Below are 18,642 nucleotides of genomic sequence, written 5' to 3' on the forward strand. Positions count from 1 at the left end.
GTCCGGCCGTGATGGACGCGGGTGTAGCGCCATGAATTAAAGAAATACAACGCACAGAGCTACATCGGAGACACGCATGAAACTGGCAACACGCATGGTAGGCGGGCTGGTCGCTGCGGCGGCCGCTTTCTCGTTGGCGGCGGGTGTTGCACACGCCGAAGACAAGCAGATCACGCTAGGTTTTGCGCAGGTCGGCGCGGAAAGCGCCTGGCGCACGGCAAACACGGTGTCGGTCAAACAGGCCGCGAAAGACGCCGGCATCAACCTCAAGTTCTCGGACGCCCAGCAAAAGCAGGAAAACCAGATCAAGGCGATTCGCTCTTATATCGCCCAGAAGGTGGACGTGATCGCGTTCTCGCCCGTGGTTGAATCAGGCTGGGAGCCGGTGCTGCAGGAAGCCAAGCGCGCCAAGATTCCCGTGATTCTCACGGACCGCAACATCGACGTGAAAGACCAGTCGCTCTACGTGACGATGATTGGTTCGGACTTCATGGAAGAAGGCCGCCGCGCGGGCAAGTGGCTTGAAGAGCACTACAAGGACAACCCCGGCCCGATCAATATCGTCGAGCTGCAGGGCACGGTGGGTTCCGCACCGGCCAACGACCGTCACTCGGGCCTCATGGAAGTGATCAAGAACGATCCGAAGTTCAAGATCATCGCGTCGCAAAGCGGCGACTTCACGCTGGCTGGCGGCAAGCAGGTCATGGAAGCGTTCGCGAAGACCTATGGAAACAAGATCAACGTGGTCTACGCGCATAACGACGACATGGCGCTCGGCGCGATCCAGGCCATGGAAGAAGCCGGCATGAAGCCGGGCAAGGACATCAGCGTCGTGTCGTTCGACGCCACCAAGGGTGGCTTCGAGGCGATGATCGCCGGCAAGATGAATGTTGACGTCGAGTGCAGCCCGCTGCTCGGGCCGCAGCTCATGAGCGCCGTGAAAGATGTGGTGGCGGGCAAGCCGTTGCCCAAGCGCATCGTGACGAACGAAACGGTGTTCCCGATGGACGTGGCGGCGCAGGTGCTGCCGACGCGCAAGTACTAAACTCGGTGCAAGCGGCGCGGCGTGCTTCGTAGCCCTTAGTATTTAAGGGATTCACGAGGCGCCGCGCGCTCTGGCCTCTTTCCCGGTTGCCCATGAGCGTTTCCCCGATACTCGAAACCGTCGGTCTTACCCGAACCTTCCCCGGCGTGCGCGCGCTCGACCGGGTCGATTTTCGTCTGTACCCCGGCGAAATCCATACGCTGATGGGGCAGAACGGCGCCGGCAAGTCCACGCTCATCAACGTGCTGACCGGCGTGCACCAGCCCGAAGCTGGCGAGATTCGCCTGGCGGGCCAGGCGGTGCACTTCCCGACGCCGCAGATGGCGGAGGCCGCCGGCATCCAGACGCTCTACCAGGAAGTCAATCTCTGCCCCAACCTCTCGGTTGCGGAGAACATTTTCGCGGGCCGCCAGCCGCGCAAGCGCGGCCTCGGCCTCATCGACTGGAAAACGATTCATCGCCGCGCTGAAGAAGCGCTCGCGGAACTGAATCTCTCGCTCGACGTCACGCAATCGCTCGACACCTACCCGATCGCCATGCAGCAGATGGTGGCGATTGCGCGCGCGGTGTCCGTCGATGCGCGCATTCTGATTCTCGACGAACCGACCTCCAGCCTCGACGAAGGCGAAGTCGCGCGTCTCTTCGACGTGTTGCGCAAGCTGAAAGCGTCGGGCATTGCGATTCTGTTCGTCACGCATTTTCTGGAGCAAACCTACGCCATTTCCGATCGCATCACGGTGATGCGCAACGGCGAGCGCGAAGGCGACTATCTCGCGGCCGATCTGCCGGTGCAAACGCTAGTCGCGAAGATGGTGGGCCTGCAGAACGCAGGCGAGCGGCTCACGCACGCCGAAGCCGCGCACAGCGAAACGGCGGCAACGAATGCCGAACCGTATCTCGCCGCGCAAGGCGTGGCGCGCCGCGGCGTGCTCAATCCGCTCGATCTCGAAGTGCAGCCGGGCCAGATTCTGGGCCTGGCAGGCCTGCTCGGCTCGGGCCGCACCGAAACCGCGCGCCTGCTTTTCGGCGCGGATAAAGCCGATGCTGGCACGGTGCACATCAACGGCAAGCCCGTGAAGCTTTCCTCGCCGCGCGACGCCGTGCGTCACGGCATGGCCTATTGTCCTGAAGACCGCAAGAAAGAAGGCATCGTCGCCGATCTGTCGATTCGCGAGAACATCGTGCTCGCGCTGCAGGCGCAACTGGGCTGGTGGCGCATGATCCGGCGCTCGCGCCAGCGCGAACTGGCCAACGAATATATCGAGCAACTCGGCATCAAGGCGCGCGACGCCGAGCAGCCCATCGGCCTGCTGTCCGGCGGCAATCAGCAAAAGGTGCTGCTCGCGCGCTGGCTCGCAACCAAGCCGCGTTTGCTGATACTCGACGAACCCACACGCGGCATCGACGTCGCCGCCAAGTTCGAAATCATGGACCGCGTGCGCGCGCTTTGCGCGAAAGGCCTCGGCATTCTGTTCATTTCGTCGGAGATCAGCGAAGTCGTGCGCGTGAGCGACCGCATTGCCGTGCTGCGCGACCGGCGCAAGGTGGCCGAGCTTTCGGGCGCGGCGCGCTCGGAGCACGAAGTCTACGACCTCATTGCCGGAGACCGTCGATGACGCGCCCCGCCCTTCCCGCCTGGCTCTCGCTCGTCCTCCGGCATCCGCTGGTGTGGCCCGCGGTCACGCTCATCGCCCTTTTCGTCGTCGATGTCGCGCATCGCGGCAACTTCCTCTCGATCACGATGCTGGGCGGCCACCTGTTCGGCGCGCCCATCGACATCCTCATGCGCGCCGCGCCGCTCGTCGTGGTGTCGCTCGGCATGACGCTCGTGATCGCCACGCGCGGCATCGACATTTCCGTGGGCGCCGTCGTGGCGATTGCGGGTGCGGCGGCCGCCACCGTGCTCTCCGCCGATCCTTCGCGTGTGGGCATGGCGTTCGGTGCGGCGCTCGCCGTGGGTCTGCTTGCAGGCATCTGGAACGGGCTGCTCGTCGCGTTCGTCGGCATGCAGCCGATCATCGCCACGCTCATTCTGATGGTGGCGGGGCGCGGCGTGGCGCAGTTGCTCACGGGCGGCCAGATCATCCCGATCGGCGCGCCGGGCTATCTGTTCGCGGGCGGCGGCTATTTCGCGCTCATTCCGTGCGCCGTGTGGATCGCGCTCGCCGTGACCGTGCTCACCGCGCTCATCGTCAACCGCACCGCACTCGGGCTCTTCATCCGCTCGATCGGCGTGAATCCGGTGGCTGCGCGCCTCGCGGGGCTGTCGTCGCAAGCCGTGGTGTTCGGCGCGTATGCGTTTTGCGGCGTGACGGCAGCGATTGCGGGCATTCTCATCAGTTCGAACGTGCGCAGCGCGGACGGCAACAACGCGGGCCTGCTGCTCGAACTCGACGCCATTCTCGCCGTGACGCTCGGCGGCACGTCGCTGCTGGGCGGGCGATTCAGTCTTGCGGGCACGGTGCTCGGCGCGCTCATCATTCAGACGCTCACCTACACCACCTATTCGATCGGCGTGCCGCCCGAGGCCACGCTCGTCGTGAAGGCCGTGGTCGTGCTGCTCGTGTGCCTGATCCAGTCGCCCGCCGCGCGCACCTTCGCGTTCCAACAACTCAAGCGTATTGCTCTCGCACGCCGCGCGCGCGCCTGAGCACGAAGCGCACCCATACGGGGGAAGCCGAGCATGAACCGCCCTGCCCTGTCATTCTCGAACACGCTCGCAGCGTGCCGGCGCGGCGCGACCCGCTTCGTCGATCCGCGCGTGCTGCCCATCGTCGTGACCGTCGTGCTCTTTGCTGTGCTGTTCGGCTTCGGCTCGGTCATGTACACCGGGTTCTTCTCGCTTCAGGTGGCGTTCGGCCTGCTGGTCGACAACGCGTTCCTGCTGATCGTCGCCATCGGCATGACGTTCGTGATCATCTCCGGCGGCATCGATCTTTCGGTGGGCGCGGTGGTCGCGCTCACCACGATTCTCTGCGCCGTGGGCACCGAAAAGCTGCACTGGCCCGTGCTCGTGGTCGTGCCGCTTGTGCTGCTCTGCGGCGCGCTCTACGGCGCGGCAATGGGCGCGCTGATCCACTTCTTCCGGCTGCAGCCTTTCATCATCACGCTCGCGGGCATGTTCCTCGCGCGCGGCACCTGCTTTCTCATCACCACCGAATCCATCCAGATCAACGACCCCGGCTTTCACGCGCTCTCCGAATTCAACATCCCGGTCGGCAGCGGCTCGCTCACCACGGGGTCGCTCACGGCCATCGCCATGCTCGTTGCAGGCATCGTCATCGCGCACTTCACGCGCTTTGGGCGCAACGTCTACGCGATCGGCGGCAACGAGCGCTCCGCGCTGCTCATGGGCCTGCCGGTCGCGCGCACCAAGATCGGCGTGTACGCGCTCTCGGGCTTTTGCTCGGCGCTCGGCGGCGTGGTGTTTACGCTCTATGTGCTCTCGGGCTACGGGCTGCAGGCGCAAGGCATGGAGCTCGACGCCATTGCGGCAACGGTGATTGGCGGCACGCTGCTCACGGGCGGCGTGGGCTATGTGATCGGCTCGGTGTTCGGCGTGGGCATCCTCGGCACGATCCAGACGCTCATTACCTTCGACGGCACGCTCAGTTCGTGGTGGACGCGCATTGTGATCGGCGCGCTGCTCTGCGCGTTCTGCCTCATGCAGCGCGCGACCGAGCGCCATGCCGCGCGCCGCAAGTCCACCGGTACGGGACGCGGCGCACCGCGCACGGCCGGTCCGCGCACGCAAACCGCCACGCCGATGGACCAGGCCAAGCTCGCCAGCCCGCCGCCACACATGCAGGAAGCGAAGGGCGGCGCGTAAGGCGCTTGTCATCGTCGCTGCGGCCTTATGGATTAGTTACGGGTATACATGGATTAGGAGGCCTCATCACGCTGCACTAAGATTTTTGCGGTACCGTCGGCGCCTGGCGAACCCGCGTTCGCTACGGATGTCTCGCGCGTGATGACTCGATCCAATGAGCGCCATGCGCACGCGAACCCCGGTACTGGCCAGCATCTGCACGCTTTTCGACGAAAAGTCGACTACATCGACCACGAAGACAAGACCGGAGGAAGACATGGCGCAGGATCGGGATGACGCAAAAGACGGCAAGAGCTTGATCGACACGGGCCGGCGCGGCCTGATGCAGGGTGCGGGACTGGGCGCGGCGCTTTCGCTGCTCGGCGCCGTGGGCGGCGGCGGATTGATTTCCACGGCGCAGGCGGCCGAATCGGGGTTCCCTTCGCACAAGAAGTGGAAGATCGTGTTCGTCAATCACGTCACCACGAATCCGTTCTTCGTGCCGACGCAATACGGCATTCAGGACGCCTGCTCGCTGCTCAACATGGATTATCAGTGGACGGGCTCCGCCACGTCCGACGCGGGCGAAATGGTGCGCGCCGTGAATTCGGCCATTGCGGCCAAGGCCGACGCGATCGCGGTGCCGATCGTCGACCCCACCGCCTTCGACAAGCCCATTCAGGCTGCGCTCGACGCGGGCATACCGGTCTTCGCGTATAACGCCGATGCGCCGCGCGGCAAGAAGAATCCGCGCCTCGCGTATATCGGCCAGGACCTGTATCTCTCGGGCTACCAGATGGGCGAGCGCATCGTGAGCCTCATCGACAGCGGCATGGTTGCGCTCTTCATCGCCACGCCCGGCCAGCTCAACATCCAGCCGCGCCTGGACGGTGCGAGCGACGCCATCAAGAAGTCCGGCAAGAAGATCGACATCCAGACCGTGGCCACGGGCGCGACCGTCAACGAAGAGCTCTCGAAGATCAAGTCGTTCTATCTCGGCCACCAGGACGTGAAGGGCATGTTCGCCGTGGACGCGGGCAGCACCCAGGGCGTGGCACAGGTGATGAAGGAATCGAACCTGCCTGCGAAGGGTGTGCATGGCGGCGGCTTCGACCTGCTGCCCACGACGGTCCAGCTCATTCACGAAGGCTTTCTCGACTTCACGATCGACCAGCAACCGTACGTGCAGGGCTTCTACACGGTCATGCAGGCGTTCGTGACGCTCGCATCGGGCGGCCTGGTCGGCCCGGCCGATACGAACACGGGCCTGAAGTTCGTGACGAAGGACACCGTCGAGCCGTACCTGAATACCTCGACGCGTTACGAAGGCAAGACCACCAAGCCGCAAATCGTGCCGATGAGCGGCGGGATCAAGTCGTAACGACCCACGGGCAATGAACGACGCGTAATGAACTCTGTGAACGAAACCGGCAAGGCAGAAGTCTCCGCGCGGGCTGCCCGCCCGCGCGGGCAATGGCTCTCCGCGTGGGCGCCCGAGCTGCGCATTTTGCTCGTGGCGGTGATCCTCGCGGCGTACTTCGAGTTTTCCAACCGCGATTTCCTGCTCACCAACGCGAGTCTCGTCAACCTCTCGCAGTTCATCGCGCCGGTGGCGATCATCGCGTTCGGTGAAATCATGCTGATGATCGGCGGCGACATCGATCTCTCGGCAGGCATGGTGTTCGCCTTCGCGCCGTTCATGATGGTGTTCGCCAACGACGCCGGCGCGCCCATGTGGCTCGCCGTGATCGCGGGGCTCGTGGCCGCGGCGATCATCGGCTTCGTCAATGGAGCCGTGACCGTATGGCTGCGGCTGCCCTCGTTCGTCACCACGCTCGGCACGCTCTTTCTCATCAACGGCATCACGCTCACGGTTTCGCGCGGCACGCCGGTGCAGACGCCGGGCTCGCCCGAGTTTGCGGCCTTCATGGGTGCGTGGGGCTATAGCGAGATCCTCTGGACGGTGGCGATCGCGTTCGCCATGCACGTGCTGTTGCGCCACACGCGCTGGGGCCTGCATACGCAGGCGGCGGGCGCGAATCCGCTAGGCGCGAGCGAAGCCGGTATTCATGTGAACCGTCTGCGCCTTGGCAACTTCATCATTGCCGCCGTGCTCGCTGGCTTCACCGGCATTCTGGAAGGCTTTCGCATCACCTCGATCGATCCGCAGGCCGGCGGCAACCAGATCATGTTCCTCGCCGTGGCCTCGGCCGTGATCGGCGGCACGCCGCTCACGGGCGGCTCGGGCACGATCGTGGGCGGCCTGATCGGCGCGGCGGTGCTCGGCATTCTCAACGACGGCTTCACCCTCATCGGCATCAACGCATTCACGTTCAACATCATTCTTGGCGCCGCCATTCTCGCGGCCATGATCTTCAACATCCACGTTGGGCGCCTGCGCCGCAAAGGGAGCCGATGATGGACGAATCGCAAGCCTCCCCCGGCGGCGCGAGCGCCACAGCCGACGCCCCGCTCGCCGTGCGCGGCGACAACATCGTGAAGCGCTTCGGCGCGGTCACGGCGCTCGACGGCGTCTCGCTCACGCTCGGCCGCGGCGAAATCCTCGGCATTCTCGGCGACAACGGCGCGGGCAAGTCCACGCTCGTGAAAATCCTCACGGGTTTTCACCAGCAGACAAGCGGCACGCTGCAGATCGACGGCACCGAAACGTTGCTGCGCTCGGTGGATCACGCGCGCTCGCTCGGCATCGAATGCGTTTATCAGGACCTCGCGCTCGCCAATTCGCTGAGCATTTATCACAACATGTTCCTGAACCGCGAGATCGTGCGGCGCGGCCCCTTCAGACTGCTCGACCACAAGCAGATGCGTGCGCGCGCGGCGCAACTGCTCGACGACATCGGCGTGCACGTGCCTTCTGTAGATCTGCCTGTGGAGCGGCTTTCGGGCGGCCAGCGCCAGGCCATCGCGGTGGCGCGCGCCGTCCATTCGAACGCCAAAATCCTCCTGCTCGATGAGCCGCTCGCCGCGATGGGCGCACGGGAAGCGGGTCTGATCATCGATCTCATCATGCGTTTGAAGGAAAAAGGCGGCCTATCGATTATCATGATCATGCACAACTATGCGCAGACGCTCGATATTGCGGATCGCATCATGTTGATGCAGCGAGGCCGCGTGACATACGAACAGCACAGCGCCAATACATCGGTGGCTGAACTGATGGACATCGTGCGGCGGGAATATCGGGCCATGCGCGCCACCAGCGCGTAAAGGGCTCTACAAACAGGGGGACGCTCCGATCGGGTAGCCCCCGGCCGGACAATCATGGATTACCGCAATCTAGAGAAACGCAAGAGCATGCACGCGCGCATCGTGCAGGAGCTCGGCATGCAGATCGTGGGCGGCACGCTCGCCCCCGGGCAGCGCCTGCCCGCAGAACCCACGCTGTGCGAAACCTATGGCGTGAGCCGCCCTGTGCTGCGCGAGGCCACGCGCGTGCTGGTCGCCAAAGGGCTCGTGGTATCGAAGCCGCGCGTGGGCAGTGTGGTACGGCCGCGCGAAGAATGGCACATGCTCGACCCCGACGTGCTGTACTGGACCGTCAACAGCATTCCCGAAGGCGAGTTCTTCCGCTCGCTCATGACAGTGCGGCAGATCATCGAGCCCGCCGCCGCGGCGCTTGCCGCGATTTCCGCCACCGACGAAGACCGCGCGCGCATCTCCGCCGCGTACGCGCGCATGGAAAAAGCGCAAACCGCCGCCGATCTGCTCGAGCCCGATCTGGAATTCCACCGCGCGATCATGGCCGCCACGCATAACAACATGCTGGCGTATATCGGCAACATGCTCTCGCTCGCGCTTTCCGAGTCGATCAAACTCACGAGCCGCCATCCCAACACGCATGCGCTTTCGTTGCCGCGCCACAAGGCGATTCTCACGGCCATCGAGCATGGCGACGCGCTCGCGGCACGGCAAGCGAGCGTCGTGCAGCTCGACAACGCGCGCGCCGATGCCAAATCGATTCTGGGCGGAGCGGGACTGGAAACCTGATTCGAGGGCTACGCGAGGTTGATCTGCTTTTCGAACGCCATGCCGAGCTTCGCGTAGCCTTGCGGCGACGGGTGGATTTCGTTTTCCCAGTCGCCCGTCGGCCCGCGCGAACTTGCCGGCGCGGGGTTGAGCGTACCGATCAGATAAGCCGGGCGGAAGTTCGCGTTCGCCACGCCTCTCGCGGCGAGCAATCCGTTCAGTGACGCCAGGAACTGCGCCCATTGCTGAATCAGATACGTGGTGAGCGGCAGCCAGTCCACGGCCGGAATCTGATAGGCGGTGTACGCGCGTGCGAGCCAGGGGCCGACACCGGGCCCGGCTTGCGCGTCGCGCGGCTGTGGGCAATCGTAGGTGTGCACGAAAATCGGCACGCCTGCGGACTGACTTTTCGGGTCGTCGCGCTTGGCCACGATCTGCGCAAAGTAACCCACCAGCAGGTTGAAAAATGCGCTCAGCCCGGCGCTTCTCACGTAACGCTTCACATCCGTGCCCGCGGGCACGAGATTGGGCGCCTGAAGCACGCGTACTGCCGCTCTCGCGGGATCGGTTTCGGTCGGCAACGTCAGAATTGCGTCGAACAGATCGTTGCCGCCCGCCGAGAGCAGAATGGCATCCCATTTGTACGAGAGCGTTCCGCCCGCCAGGTAGGTGACGAACTTGACCTCACGGGTCCAATCCACCATTTGCGCGAGCGTCTTTCCCGGCGAAGCGAGCGAAAGCGCCGCCGCGCTGTTCGGCAAGCGCAGGCTGAAAAGGATGTTCGAAGTGGCCCAGGGCGGCAATTGTCCAATGGAGAACCAGGAGTCGCCTTGCGCGAGGAAGCGCCACGTCGATTCGGTGAGGACGTCGCCGCGCGCATTGTTCAGGTCGCCTGGCTGCAGGACGGCCAACGGGTAGTCGAAAGACATGGTCGTCTCCTTCGAATTTCACCGTGCGTTAGAGGGCGGGGTCGAGCGGCGTGATTTTCGCCAGCATGAGCGTGTACTCCTCGGCCGCGATCTGGCGGAATTTCATCTTCACAATGGCCTCGCGCTGCGCAGGGACGTCATTGGGAAAGAGGCGCGCGGCGGCGTTCGTGATGACGAGGTCCTTTTCGTCGGGCTGAGGCACGGCGCCAGGCGGCAAGGGGATGGCGGGCGATCCCTTGCCGTCCATTGCCTGCACGAGCAGATAGATCGGTACGACATCGCCCAAACCGATTGGCAGCAGTTTCGCGGCGTCGTCCCCTAAATGACGGCGCACGATCGCTTGCGAACCCAGGCGCAATGTGAAGCGAAACGGAAACCCCGTGCGAATGGAGAGTGTGACGGGATCCGCCGACGCCACCTGCTCGATCGATTCGATGCCTTCGACCTGCAGCGCTTGCGAAACGGACTTCGTCACGCCGCTCAGATTCAACAATTGATCGGGTTGATCCTTTTCCGCCTCAAAGGTCGTCACATTCTTTGCCGCTACGCGCCGCACCTGCTTCACAATCTCGCCTAGCGGCAAGGTGGCGATGACGAATGTCAGCAGCGTTGCCCCCGTGCCTGCGCCGTCAATCGCGCCCGCGATCAATGCGAACGGAATGGCGAGCAGAAGCCGCAGCGAATACCAGTAGATATCCGAAACGTTGAGCGCGCGGCGCCTCACCGCAAGAACGGAATCACTCGCGACAAAGAAAAAAGCGCCGCCGAACGCGGCCAGAATGCCCGGCACGGTCAATCCAAACAGGCAGGTGGCTGCGCTCGCGCTGCCGCACGGCGCGCACATATAAACCCAACCCACAATCGCGGACGCTGCATAGACCATTACGACGAGAATGCAATACGGCGGCACGAAAGGCCCGAGACCGTATTGCTGGTGGTAGATGTGCGAAAACAACTGGTCGCATAGCTGGAGGTTGCTATCGGCCTGGACGCGCCAATCCTTGCTGTCGCCTTGTGACGGCGCGGCGTTTGCGGCTGCCGAGGTCGAAGCTATCGTGCCCGGAAATGCACCATTGATCGCATCGATTAGCCACTTTGACCAGAAGCGCTGGAGATACGCAGAAAGCGCTGCGCACTTGAGGCTATTCTCAAACTCACGATAGCGCACATACCAGCCGAGCGTGAGAAAAGCGACGAACGGCGCCGACGCGAGCGCCGTGGTCAGGGCCGCAAGCAGAAAGATCGGCAGCGGCCATACCTTGAACCTGAACTGGTGCGAATGTCCTTCCAGTTTCGGCGCACCTGCGGGCGGTGTCTGGGACGCGACCTTCGCGGGTTGCAGCGCAGGCCCGTTCGCGGCTTTCCGCCCTGCATTTTCCGCTTTCGATTTCGCTGCATCGCCGGCAACAGCACCCGTACTTGCAGACGTAGACGACGTGGGCGCGCTCGGCAGGTTCACGGCGAACAACGCAATGGCATCGCCCGCAAGGTTCACGAAGATCACAACGAGCACCAGCAGCCACAGCCGCCCCCTCGCTAACCAGTGCGTTTCCGTGAACAGGCGCTGCGCCCACTCCCGGTTCGCCTCCTCTTTCGTTTTCGCGATCATGAGATTCTCTCCCATTACGCAGTCATACTAAATATCCACTTCAACAATTCATGCAACGCGAACGTTGTCGCTCAGCGGCACCACCATGTCGCCTGACCACCCAGGCTGTCTGCAAGCGCCAGATTTCTGTCGATGCTCAGCCCGCACAGCATGTCTGGCGCTGCGGTAATGCGCTGTGTCATCTGATAGCCGCGCTCGGGGAGCGTGGGTACCGTGCTGCCAGACTTCCAGTAATGCTGCGTCTGCAAATTCCAGAACAACTGATCGCCCGTCAAGCCGCAGTTGGCTCCCACGTAAATGCCGGGTTGATAACCGGCGCTCTTGACCGCTGCGAACCACGCGTTGCAATAGGCGATGACGTCGCCGGAACCCACGGCTTTGTTCACGCCTTCGAGATCGAGCCATACCGTCACATCCGGCGGCACGCCAACCGCTTGGGCATTGCCGGCCGCATTCGCACCGTAGGTCGCGCCTAGCGTTGCGGAAGGCGACCAGCCCTCGGCGCTCACGTGCTGCACCACGCCGAGCGCAAGACCCGCGCCGAGCACCGCATTGGCCTCGCTGGAACTCAGGTCGACAGCCCCTTGCGTCTCCGAGCGCGAGAGATAGCGGATGCAGGCGCCGAAACCGGCTGCCTTCATGCCTGAAGCCGCACTGGAAGACACGGGCGTCACACAATCGAAGGCATGCGTTCCGACCGGCAGGGATTGAGAAAAATCGCCATTCGCTACCATTTCGGCATCCTCTATAAAATGACGGCGCGGCTTCATTGCTTGAATGGTCTGCCTGGCGACAAAATTTGTGCACGAAGCGACTAGCCGAGCGGCGCGGAGCGCGGAATCCCAGTTGCGTAACGCGGGACTGTTGGGGGATCTTGCAAGAAAAAACTACACCGCGAACGCGCGCCGAGAATGTACGCCAGCGAACAAAGGCGGCGCGCGCAGTTTGCGCTTTATGCGAATGGCATCAATGGCGGCATTGCACCGCGATGCACGGATCTGAAGCGCTACGCGCGCATCGTTCGTGCCGCTTCGGCACACTGAAGCGATGCTTGCAAACTTCGGATGACAAACAAGCCCACCGGCGCCGGAAGACCGTTCACGCGTTTTCGCAAAGATCCGCGTAGCGTTGCGCAAATTCGCCTTGCACGCCGACGCGCACGAGGCCTTCAAGAAACGCCTGGGCACCCCGGTGTCTTCGGTAGCGCAGGCGATCGATGGTCGCGATGCGCGCTTGCGTCGGCACGATAGCGTCCGTGAAGAGGATCGCGTCGCCGAACGCGCATCAGGACAGCGATTTGTCGATCGCGCGTGCGGCGAGCGGCACGTTGATCGTATCGACCGCGCAAAGCATCACGTCGTGCCAAGCCAGCGGGTGGATGTAACTGCATCGGTCGGGGTCCCTGAAGCCGTGATTGACAGCGCTCCAGCATGCTAGCCACGCTGTTCGCTCCAGGAAACGCCCTGCCGACAGATCAATTTTTTGCTTTTTTTGAAGCCTCACCCGCAACCGATGCGAATCAAAACGCTGCCCGTCTCACACCGCGCGCTTGCTGCGGCGGAACTGGTCGAACAGCACCGCGAGCAGCAGAATGCCGCCGCGAATCAGATACTGATAGAACGTCGGCACGTTCATGAGGCTCATGGCGTCCTGCACCGCGCCCATGATGAGCACGCCCACCAGCACGCCCGAGATCGTCGCCACGCCGCCCGTGAGCGACACGCCGCCCAGCACGCATGCCGAGATCACACCGAGTTCGAGGCCAACAGACGTCTTGGGGTCGCCAAGGCTCATACGCGATGCCAGCATCACGCCTGCAAAGCCCGTAATGAGCCCTTGCAGTACGAACACCGTGATCTTGATGCGCGTGACCGGCAGGCCGGCAAGGCGCGCCGCTTCGCTATTGCCGCCCACCGCGAGCACGTTCTTGCCGAACACGGTCTTCTTGAGCAGAAAGCCGAACACCACGAAACCGATAATATTGCTCCAGATCGGAAACGAAATGCCGAGGAACGAGCCGCCGCCCAGATCGAAGAAGCGCTCTTCCGAGATCATCACGGCGTCGCCATTCGAGGTGAGAAACGCGAGGCCGCGCACCGCTTCCATCATCGCCAGCGTAGCGATCAGCGAGTTGATCTTGAAGCGCGCGATCAGCACGCCGTTCACGAGCCCCACTGCGCCGCCCGCGAGCACGCCCGCCGTTATGCCGAGCAATACGCTATGCGACTGCGTGATGACCGTGGAGGCCACCACGCCCGAGAACGCCACGATCGAGGCGACCGAAAGATCGACCTCGCCGAGCGCGAGCACGAACATCATCGTGACCGCAATCGAGCCGATCAGCGTGACGGAGAGCAGCAGGCCTTGAATGTTGCGGGTCGTGAGGAAGTCGGGGACCGTTGCGGATAGCACCGCAAACAGCACCACGAACACCACCACGATGCCCGATTTGTTGATCATGTCCCATGCACGCGCGCGCTGGGGGGTAATGGGCGCGGCGGCTTCGTTGACGGTAGGCGTGCCCTGTGGCTGCATGGCTTCACTCATTTCTGGTTCATCGTTTCGGATCGGTTGCGCTGCTTCGCTTTATTTCGCTGCGCGCGCAACCGGCAAGGCAAAAAACAAAAGGCGCGTGCGCTAGCGCGGCAGCGCCATCTTGATCAGTTCGTCGGGTGAGGCTTCGGCCTTGGGCAAGCTGCCCGCAATGCGGCCCTCGCGCATCACGATGATGCGGTCCGACACGCCGATCACCTCGGCCAGATCGCTCGACACCATGATCACGGTCTTGCCCGCTTCCGCAAGCTCGTACAGCAGGTTGTAGATCTCGGCGCGCGCGCCCACGTCGATACCGCGCGTGGGCTCGTCCATCAGGAACACCTCGATGCGTTCAGCGAGCCAGCGCGACAGAATCACCTTCTGCTGGTTGCCGCCCGAGAGCGTGCCGATGGCCGTGTCGCCGTTGCGCGTCTTGATCGCGAGTTTCTTGATGTAGTCCTGCGCGAGATCGCGTTCGCGCCGCGCGTCGAGCAGGAAGCGCGCGGGGCTGAAGTGGCGGCGCGCGCTGATATTCAGGTTGTCGGCCACCGAGGCAATCGCGACGATGCCTTCCTGTTTGCGGTCCTCCGGGCATAGCGCGAGGCCCGCGCGCACGGCGTCGCGGGGGCTGGCGAAATTCACGCGCTTGCCGCCGAGTTCGACGTGACCCGCGCTTGCACGCGTCGCGCCGTAAATCAGCTTCATGAGTTCCGAGCGCCCCGCGCCCACGAGCCCGAAGAAGCCGACGATCTCGCCGCGCCGCGCCGTGAACGACACCGGCTCGGTCAGTCCCGGCCCGAGCAGGCCTTTCGCTTCGATGAGCACTTCGCCCGCTTTGCGCGGACGATAGCCGTACACGTCCTCGATCGAGCGGCCCACCATCGCGGCAATCAGGCGATTGCGATCGAGGTCCGCCACCGAATCGAACGTTTCGATGCGCTTGCCGTCGCGGAACACCGTCACGCGATCGCACAGCTCATAGACTTCGTCCATGCGGTGCGTGACGTAGATGATCGCGCGGCCGTCCGCGCGCAGCGCGTTGATGATGCGAAAGAGGTTCTCGGTCTCGCGCGCCGAGAGCGAGCTGGTCGGTTCGTCGAAGGCGATCACACGCGCGTCGCGCATGAGCGCCTTGCCGATTTCGATCATCTGCCGCTGGCCGATCGAGAGATTCTTCACCGGCGTGCGCGGATCGATGCGCTCGCCAAGGCGCTGGAGTTCATCCATCGCGCGCTTGACGAGCGTGCCTTCGTCGAGCACGCCGAAGCGGTTGGGCAATTGCCCGAGCATCAGGTTTTCCGCCACCGTCAGCTCGGGCACGAGATGCAGTTCCTGATAGATGATTGCGATACCCGCTTCGAGCGCCGCCTTCGTGGTCGTGAAGCGCTGCTCCACGCCACCTAGCTTCAACGTGCCCTCCTGCGGCTGGTTCACGCCCGAGAGCACCTTGAGTAGCGTGGATTTGCCCGCGCCGTTCTCGCCCATCAAGCCATGCACCTCGCCGGCACGCACTTCCAGCGCCACGCGGTCGAGCGCACGCACGCCCGGAAAGCTCACGGTAATGCCGTCGAGCTCCAGATACGCGCGATTCCCCTGTTGAGCGCCCGCACTTGCGTCCCGCGCTGCGTTCGCCGCTGCCTGCGCGTTCGCATCCGTCATCGTTTCAGTCATTGCATCCCTGCCCTTTGCGTCGCGTCGATCTTTCTACGCAGTCCTTAGATACCCAGCTCGCTGCGCACAGCCGTCCAGTTCTCGCGCGTCATCAGCTTGCCGGTGGTCTGCGTGTCGGCGGCGGGCTGCTTGCCGTTGCGGATCCAGTCGACGAGGTTCTCGGCGCTGTCCTTGCCATGGTTCGTCGAGCTTACCGCGATCGTGCCGTAGAAGCCCGTGGGCTGCTTCTTCTGGAACTCGGCGAACGCTTCGCCGGCCCCGTTGATGCCCACGCCGATCACGTCAGCCGACGGAATGTGCAGCTGCTCGGTCGCGCGCACGGCGCCCAGCACGCTTTCTTCGTTGAGCGCGAACACCACCCACTTCTTGATGTTCGGATGCTGGGCGAGCACCGGCGACGCCGCATTGAAGCCGCCTTCGTCGTCGGTGGTCTTTTGCGGGGCGTCGAAGATGTTTTCCTTCTTGAAGCCGCCCGCCAGCAGCGATTGCGTCGCGCCGTCCGTGCGCAGCTTGGCCGTAGGCAGTTCATAGTCGGTAATACGCAGCGCGCCGACTTCTTCCGGCTTCCAGCCGCGGCGCTTCATTTCGTCGGTGATCGCCTGGCCCACCTGGTTGCCGATCTTGAACGCCGACATGCCAAGGTGCGGCACGCTCGCGAGCGGCTTGCCCGACGAGTCCACGAGCTGGTCGTCCACCGTCACGAACTTCATGTTGTAGCGCTTGGCGCGCGCCTGAATGGCCGGTCCGAGACGCACGTCGGGCGCGCAGATCACGAAGCCTTGTGCGCCTTGCGCGCCGAGGTTGTCGATCGCGGCGAGCACCTTCTCGCCGTCCGGCGTGCCGATGTTCACCACCGAAAAGTTCTCCTTCTGGCCGAGCGCCGTGGCAGCCTTCTGCTCGTTGATGAACCATGCCTGTTCCGGCATCTTCACGAGGAAGCCGATCTTCACGGGCGAGTCGGCGTGCGCCGCCACGTTCATGCCGAGCGGGGCGATGCACATCGCCGCGAATGCGGCACGAAGGGTCAAGCGGCGGATCTTGCTGGTCATGCTCCTGTCTCCTCAGGTGTGGTTTTGCTGCGTGTGTATCGTGATAAAAGAAGCGCTCAGTGGCCAAAGGCCTCGACTTCGACGTGCCTGCCAAGCAGGAACGCGTCCGCCACGAGGCGCAGCGGGCGTACATCCACGTCGTCGGTGCCGTGGGCGATCAACCAGTGAAAACGCTCGTAGAGCGCCGAATATTCCCGCTCGGCTTCGAGCGTGACCGGCTCGCCCGCAATCGCGAGGCGCTTGCCGCCTTCCGCGATCGAAAGCAGGCCGTCCGTTGTCTCCACATCGATTTCCCATTGCTCGACCGGGCCATGGCGCCAGTCGAACTCGGCGCGCACGGGCACGCCGTCGGTGTCGATGCAGTCGAGTTCAGCGGCGATCGGCGTCGCGCAATCGCTCGGCACATGCAGCGTTGCGCCCCGCAGCAGCACTTCGCGCGGCAGAATGCGCGTGACGATGGAAAGCGCGTTGATGCCCGGATCGAACACGCCCAGGCCGCCCGGTTCCCAGATCCACTGTTGACCCGGATGCCAACGGCGCACGTCTTCTTTCCAGCGCACGTGCACGGCGCGGATCGTGCGCGCGGCGAGCCACGCGCGTGCGGGTTCCACGGCGCTCGCGCAACGCGAATGCCACGTGGTGAACAGCGTGCGCCCGCGCTTCTGTGCGAGTTCGCGCAGCGCCTCGACTTCGCTCACGCTCGCGCCCGGCGGCTTTTCGAGCATCACGTGCTTGCCTGCTTCGAGCGCCGCGCGTGCCTGTGCGTAACGCACCTGCGGCGGTGCGCACAGCGAGACGGCGTCGAGGTCGGACTCGGCGGCCAGCAGCGCGCCAATGTCCTTGTAGTTGCGCACGTTCTCCACTTCTGCATTGCGGCTCGCGGCCGCAACGAGTTCAAACCCGGGATTGCCTGCGATAGCCGGCAGATGCTGGTCGCGCGCAATCTTGCCCACGCCGACGATGCCCAACGTATAGGACGCTTTCATGACGTATCTCCGCCCCTTCGTTTCAGGGAAATTTTTTATTCTGGATGACGAACGATTTATTTACCCCAGCGCAGCACGAGCGGATCGAGGCGGCGCGCAATCTCGATCAACTCGGCGCGCGTGGCGGGATTCATCGCGGGCAGCGGGTGGCGCGGCAGTTCGCACTCGATCACGCCGCCTTCCTTCATCAGCGACTTGCAGGCCAGCAGACCCGCCTGGCGGTTCTCGTGATTGATGAGCGGCAGCCACTTCTGATAGAGCGCAAATGCGTCGTCGGTGCGGCCTTCGCGATGCGCTTCGATAATCGGGCGAATGCCATCCGGAAAGCCACCGCCCGTCATCGAGCCGGTCGCGCCAGCGTTGAGATCGGCGAGCAGCGTGATCGCTTCTTCGCCGTCCCATGGGCCTTCGGCCGCCTCGCCCGCCAGCTTGATCAGCTCGCGCAGCTTGTTCGCCGCGCCCGGCGTTTCAATCTTGAAGTACGAAACCTGCTCGATCTCGCGGGCCATGCGCGCGAGGAACGCGGCGGAGAGCACCGTGCCGCTCGCGGGCGCATCCTGAATCATGATCGGAATGTCGATCGCGTCGGACACGCGCGCGTAGAAGTCGTAGATCTGCTGTTCGGGCACGCGGAACGTCGCGCCGTGATAAGGCGGCATGAGCATCACCATCGCCGCACCCTGCTCCTGCGCGCGCTTGCTGCGCGCAGCGGCGATCGAGGTGCCGTAGTGCGTGGTCGTCACGATCACGGGCACGCGGCCCGCCACGTGTTCGAGCACGGTGCGCGTGATGAGTTCGCGCTCGTCGTCGGAGAGCGAGAACTGCTCCGAGAAGTTCGCGAGAATGCACAGGCCGTCCGAGCCCGCATCGATCATGAAATCGACGGCGCGCTTCTGGCTGGCCAGATCCAGTTCGCCGGTTTCGGTGAACGTGGTCGGCACGACGGGGAAAATGCCCCGGTAGCGGGGCGTACGGCTCGTAGTCATGTCTTCAGTCCTGCTTGAGAAAGGGTGTCAGGCCGCG

Annotated in this window: 17 protein-coding genes; 9 read left to right on the plus strand and 8 right to left on the minus strand. The window is 63.8% G+C overall.

The features are described from left to right. Nucleotides 1-76 precede the first annotated feature (76 nt). From U5A58_RS27785 to U5A58_RS27820, 8 genes are all read left to right on the plus strand, one after another. Nucleotides 77-1,045 carry an ABC transporter substrate-binding protein gene (locus U5A58_RS27785; RefSeq protein WP_415774302.1) on the plus strand — a complete coding sequence of 323 codons (969 nt, stop codon included), beginning with the start codon at nt 77-79 and terminating at the stop codon, nt 1,043-1,045. 92 nt (nt 1,046-1,137) lie between these two features. Then, nucleotides 1,138-2,661: a sugar ABC transporter ATP-binding protein gene (locus tag U5A58_RS27790; protein ID WP_321963803.1), complete on the plus strand. Its 1,524-nt coding sequence runs from the start codon at nt 1,138-1,140 to the stop codon at nt 2,659-2,661. Further along, entirely contained in the window at nt 2,658-3,695 is a 1,038-nt protein-coding gene (locus tag U5A58_RS27795) for an ABC transporter permease (RefSeq protein WP_321914049.1), read from the plus strand. The genes U5A58_RS27790 and U5A58_RS27795 overlap by 4 nt, the downstream gene beginning before the upstream one ends. 33 nt (nt 3,696-3,728) lie before the next feature. Next, the gene (gene yjfF, locus U5A58_RS27800) at nt 3,729-4,874 is read left to right on the plus strand and encodes a galactofuranose ABC transporter, permease protein YjfF (RefSeq protein WP_321914050.1); all 1,146 of its coding nucleotides are present in this window, start codon (nt 3,729-3,731) and stop codon (nt 4,872-4,874) included. Between the two features lie 256 nt (nt 4,875-5,130). After that, entirely contained in the window at nt 5,131-6,234 is a 1,104-nt protein-coding gene (locus U5A58_RS27805) for a sugar ABC transporter substrate-binding protein (protein WP_158763405.1), read from the plus strand. Between the two features lie 27 nt (nt 6,235-6,261). Beyond that, complete coding sequence (locus tag U5A58_RS27810) at nt 6,262-7,272, plus strand: ABC transporter permease (RefSeq protein WP_321948655.1); 1,011 nt, start codon at nt 6,262-6,264, stop codon at nt 7,270-7,272. Continuing rightward, complete coding sequence (locus tag U5A58_RS27815; protein WP_321963804.1) at nt 7,272-8,081, plus strand: ATP-binding cassette domain-containing protein; 810 nt, start codon at nt 7,272-7,274, stop codon at nt 8,079-8,081. The genes U5A58_RS27810 and U5A58_RS27815 overlap by 1 nt, the downstream gene beginning before the upstream one ends. Before the next feature lie 54 nt (nt 8,082-8,135). Next, entirely contained in the window at nt 8,136-8,861 is a 726-nt protein-coding gene (locus U5A58_RS27820) for a FadR/GntR family transcriptional regulator (RefSeq protein WP_321914052.1), read from the plus strand. Nucleotides 8,862-8,869: 8 nt separating this feature from the next. Here the strand turns inward: U5A58_RS27820 and U5A58_RS27825 are convergent, their stop codons facing one another. From U5A58_RS27825 to U5A58_RS27835, 3 genes are all read right to left on the minus strand, one after another. Then, nucleotides 8,870-9,769 carry a hypothetical protein gene (locus U5A58_RS27825; protein ID WP_321948654.1) on the minus strand — a complete coding sequence of 300 codons (900 nt, stop codon included), beginning with the start codon at nt 9,767-9,769 and terminating at the stop codon, nt 8,870-8,872. 28 nt (nt 9,770-9,797) lie between these two features. Then, the gene (locus U5A58_RS27830) at nt 9,798-11,378 is read right to left on the minus strand and encodes a hypothetical protein (protein WP_321963805.1); all 1,581 of its coding nucleotides are present in this window, start codon (nt 11,376-11,378) and stop codon (nt 9,798-9,800) included. A 71-nt stretch (nt 11,379-11,449) separates the two neighbouring features. Next, nucleotides 11,450-12,019 carry a glycoside hydrolase domain-containing protein gene (locus tag U5A58_RS27835; protein ID WP_321963806.1) on the minus strand — a complete coding sequence of 190 codons (570 nt, stop codon included), beginning with the start codon at nt 12,017-12,019 and terminating at the stop codon, nt 11,450-11,452. A 487-nt stretch (nt 12,020-12,506) separates the two neighbouring features. Here U5A58_RS27835 and U5A58_RS27840 point away from each other — a divergent pair, with 487 nt between their 5' ends. Beyond that, nucleotides 12,507-12,815, plus strand: coding sequence for a hypothetical protein (locus tag U5A58_RS27840; RefSeq protein WP_321963807.1), 309 nt, complete (start codon nt 12,507-12,509; stop codon nt 12,813-12,815). Between the two features lie 99 nt (nt 12,816-12,914). On the opposite strand, the gene araH is transcribed toward U5A58_RS27840, so the two are convergent. From araH to U5A58_RS27865, 5 genes are all read right to left on the minus strand, one after another. Then, nucleotides 12,915-13,925: an L-arabinose ABC transporter permease AraH gene (gene araH, locus U5A58_RS27845; protein ID WP_321914059.1), complete on the minus strand. Its 1,011-nt coding sequence runs from the start codon at nt 13,923-13,925 to the stop codon at nt 12,915-12,917. A 90-nt stretch (nt 13,926-14,015) separates the two neighbouring features. Then, entirely contained in the window at nt 14,016-15,584 is a 1,569-nt protein-coding gene (gene araG, locus U5A58_RS27850) for an L-arabinose ABC transporter ATP-binding protein AraG (protein WP_321963808.1), read from the minus strand. Between the two features lie 44 nt (nt 15,585-15,628). Further along, complete coding sequence (locus U5A58_RS27855; protein WP_321963809.1) at nt 15,629-16,633, minus strand: arabinose ABC transporter substrate-binding protein; 1,005 nt, start codon at nt 16,631-16,633, stop codon at nt 15,629-15,631. A 56-nt stretch (nt 16,634-16,689) separates the two neighbouring features. After that, a complete protein-coding gene (locus U5A58_RS27860; RefSeq protein WP_321914062.1) occupies nt 16,690-17,619 on the minus strand; it encodes a Gfo/Idh/MocA family oxidoreductase in 930 nt (309 codons plus the stop codon). 56 nt (nt 17,620-17,675) lie between these two features. After that, nucleotides 17,676-18,605: a dihydrodipicolinate synthase family protein gene (locus U5A58_RS27865; RefSeq protein ID WP_321914063.1), complete on the minus strand. Its 930-nt coding sequence runs from the start codon at nt 18,603-18,605 to the stop codon at nt 17,676-17,678. Nucleotides 18,606-18,642 lie beyond the last annotated feature (37 nt).

Origin of the sequence: Paraburkholderia sp. J7 (assembly GCF_905220155.1) — a bacterium.
Classification (GTDB): domain Bacteria; phylum Pseudomonadota; class Gammaproteobacteria; order Burkholderiales; family Burkholderiaceae; genus Paraburkholderia.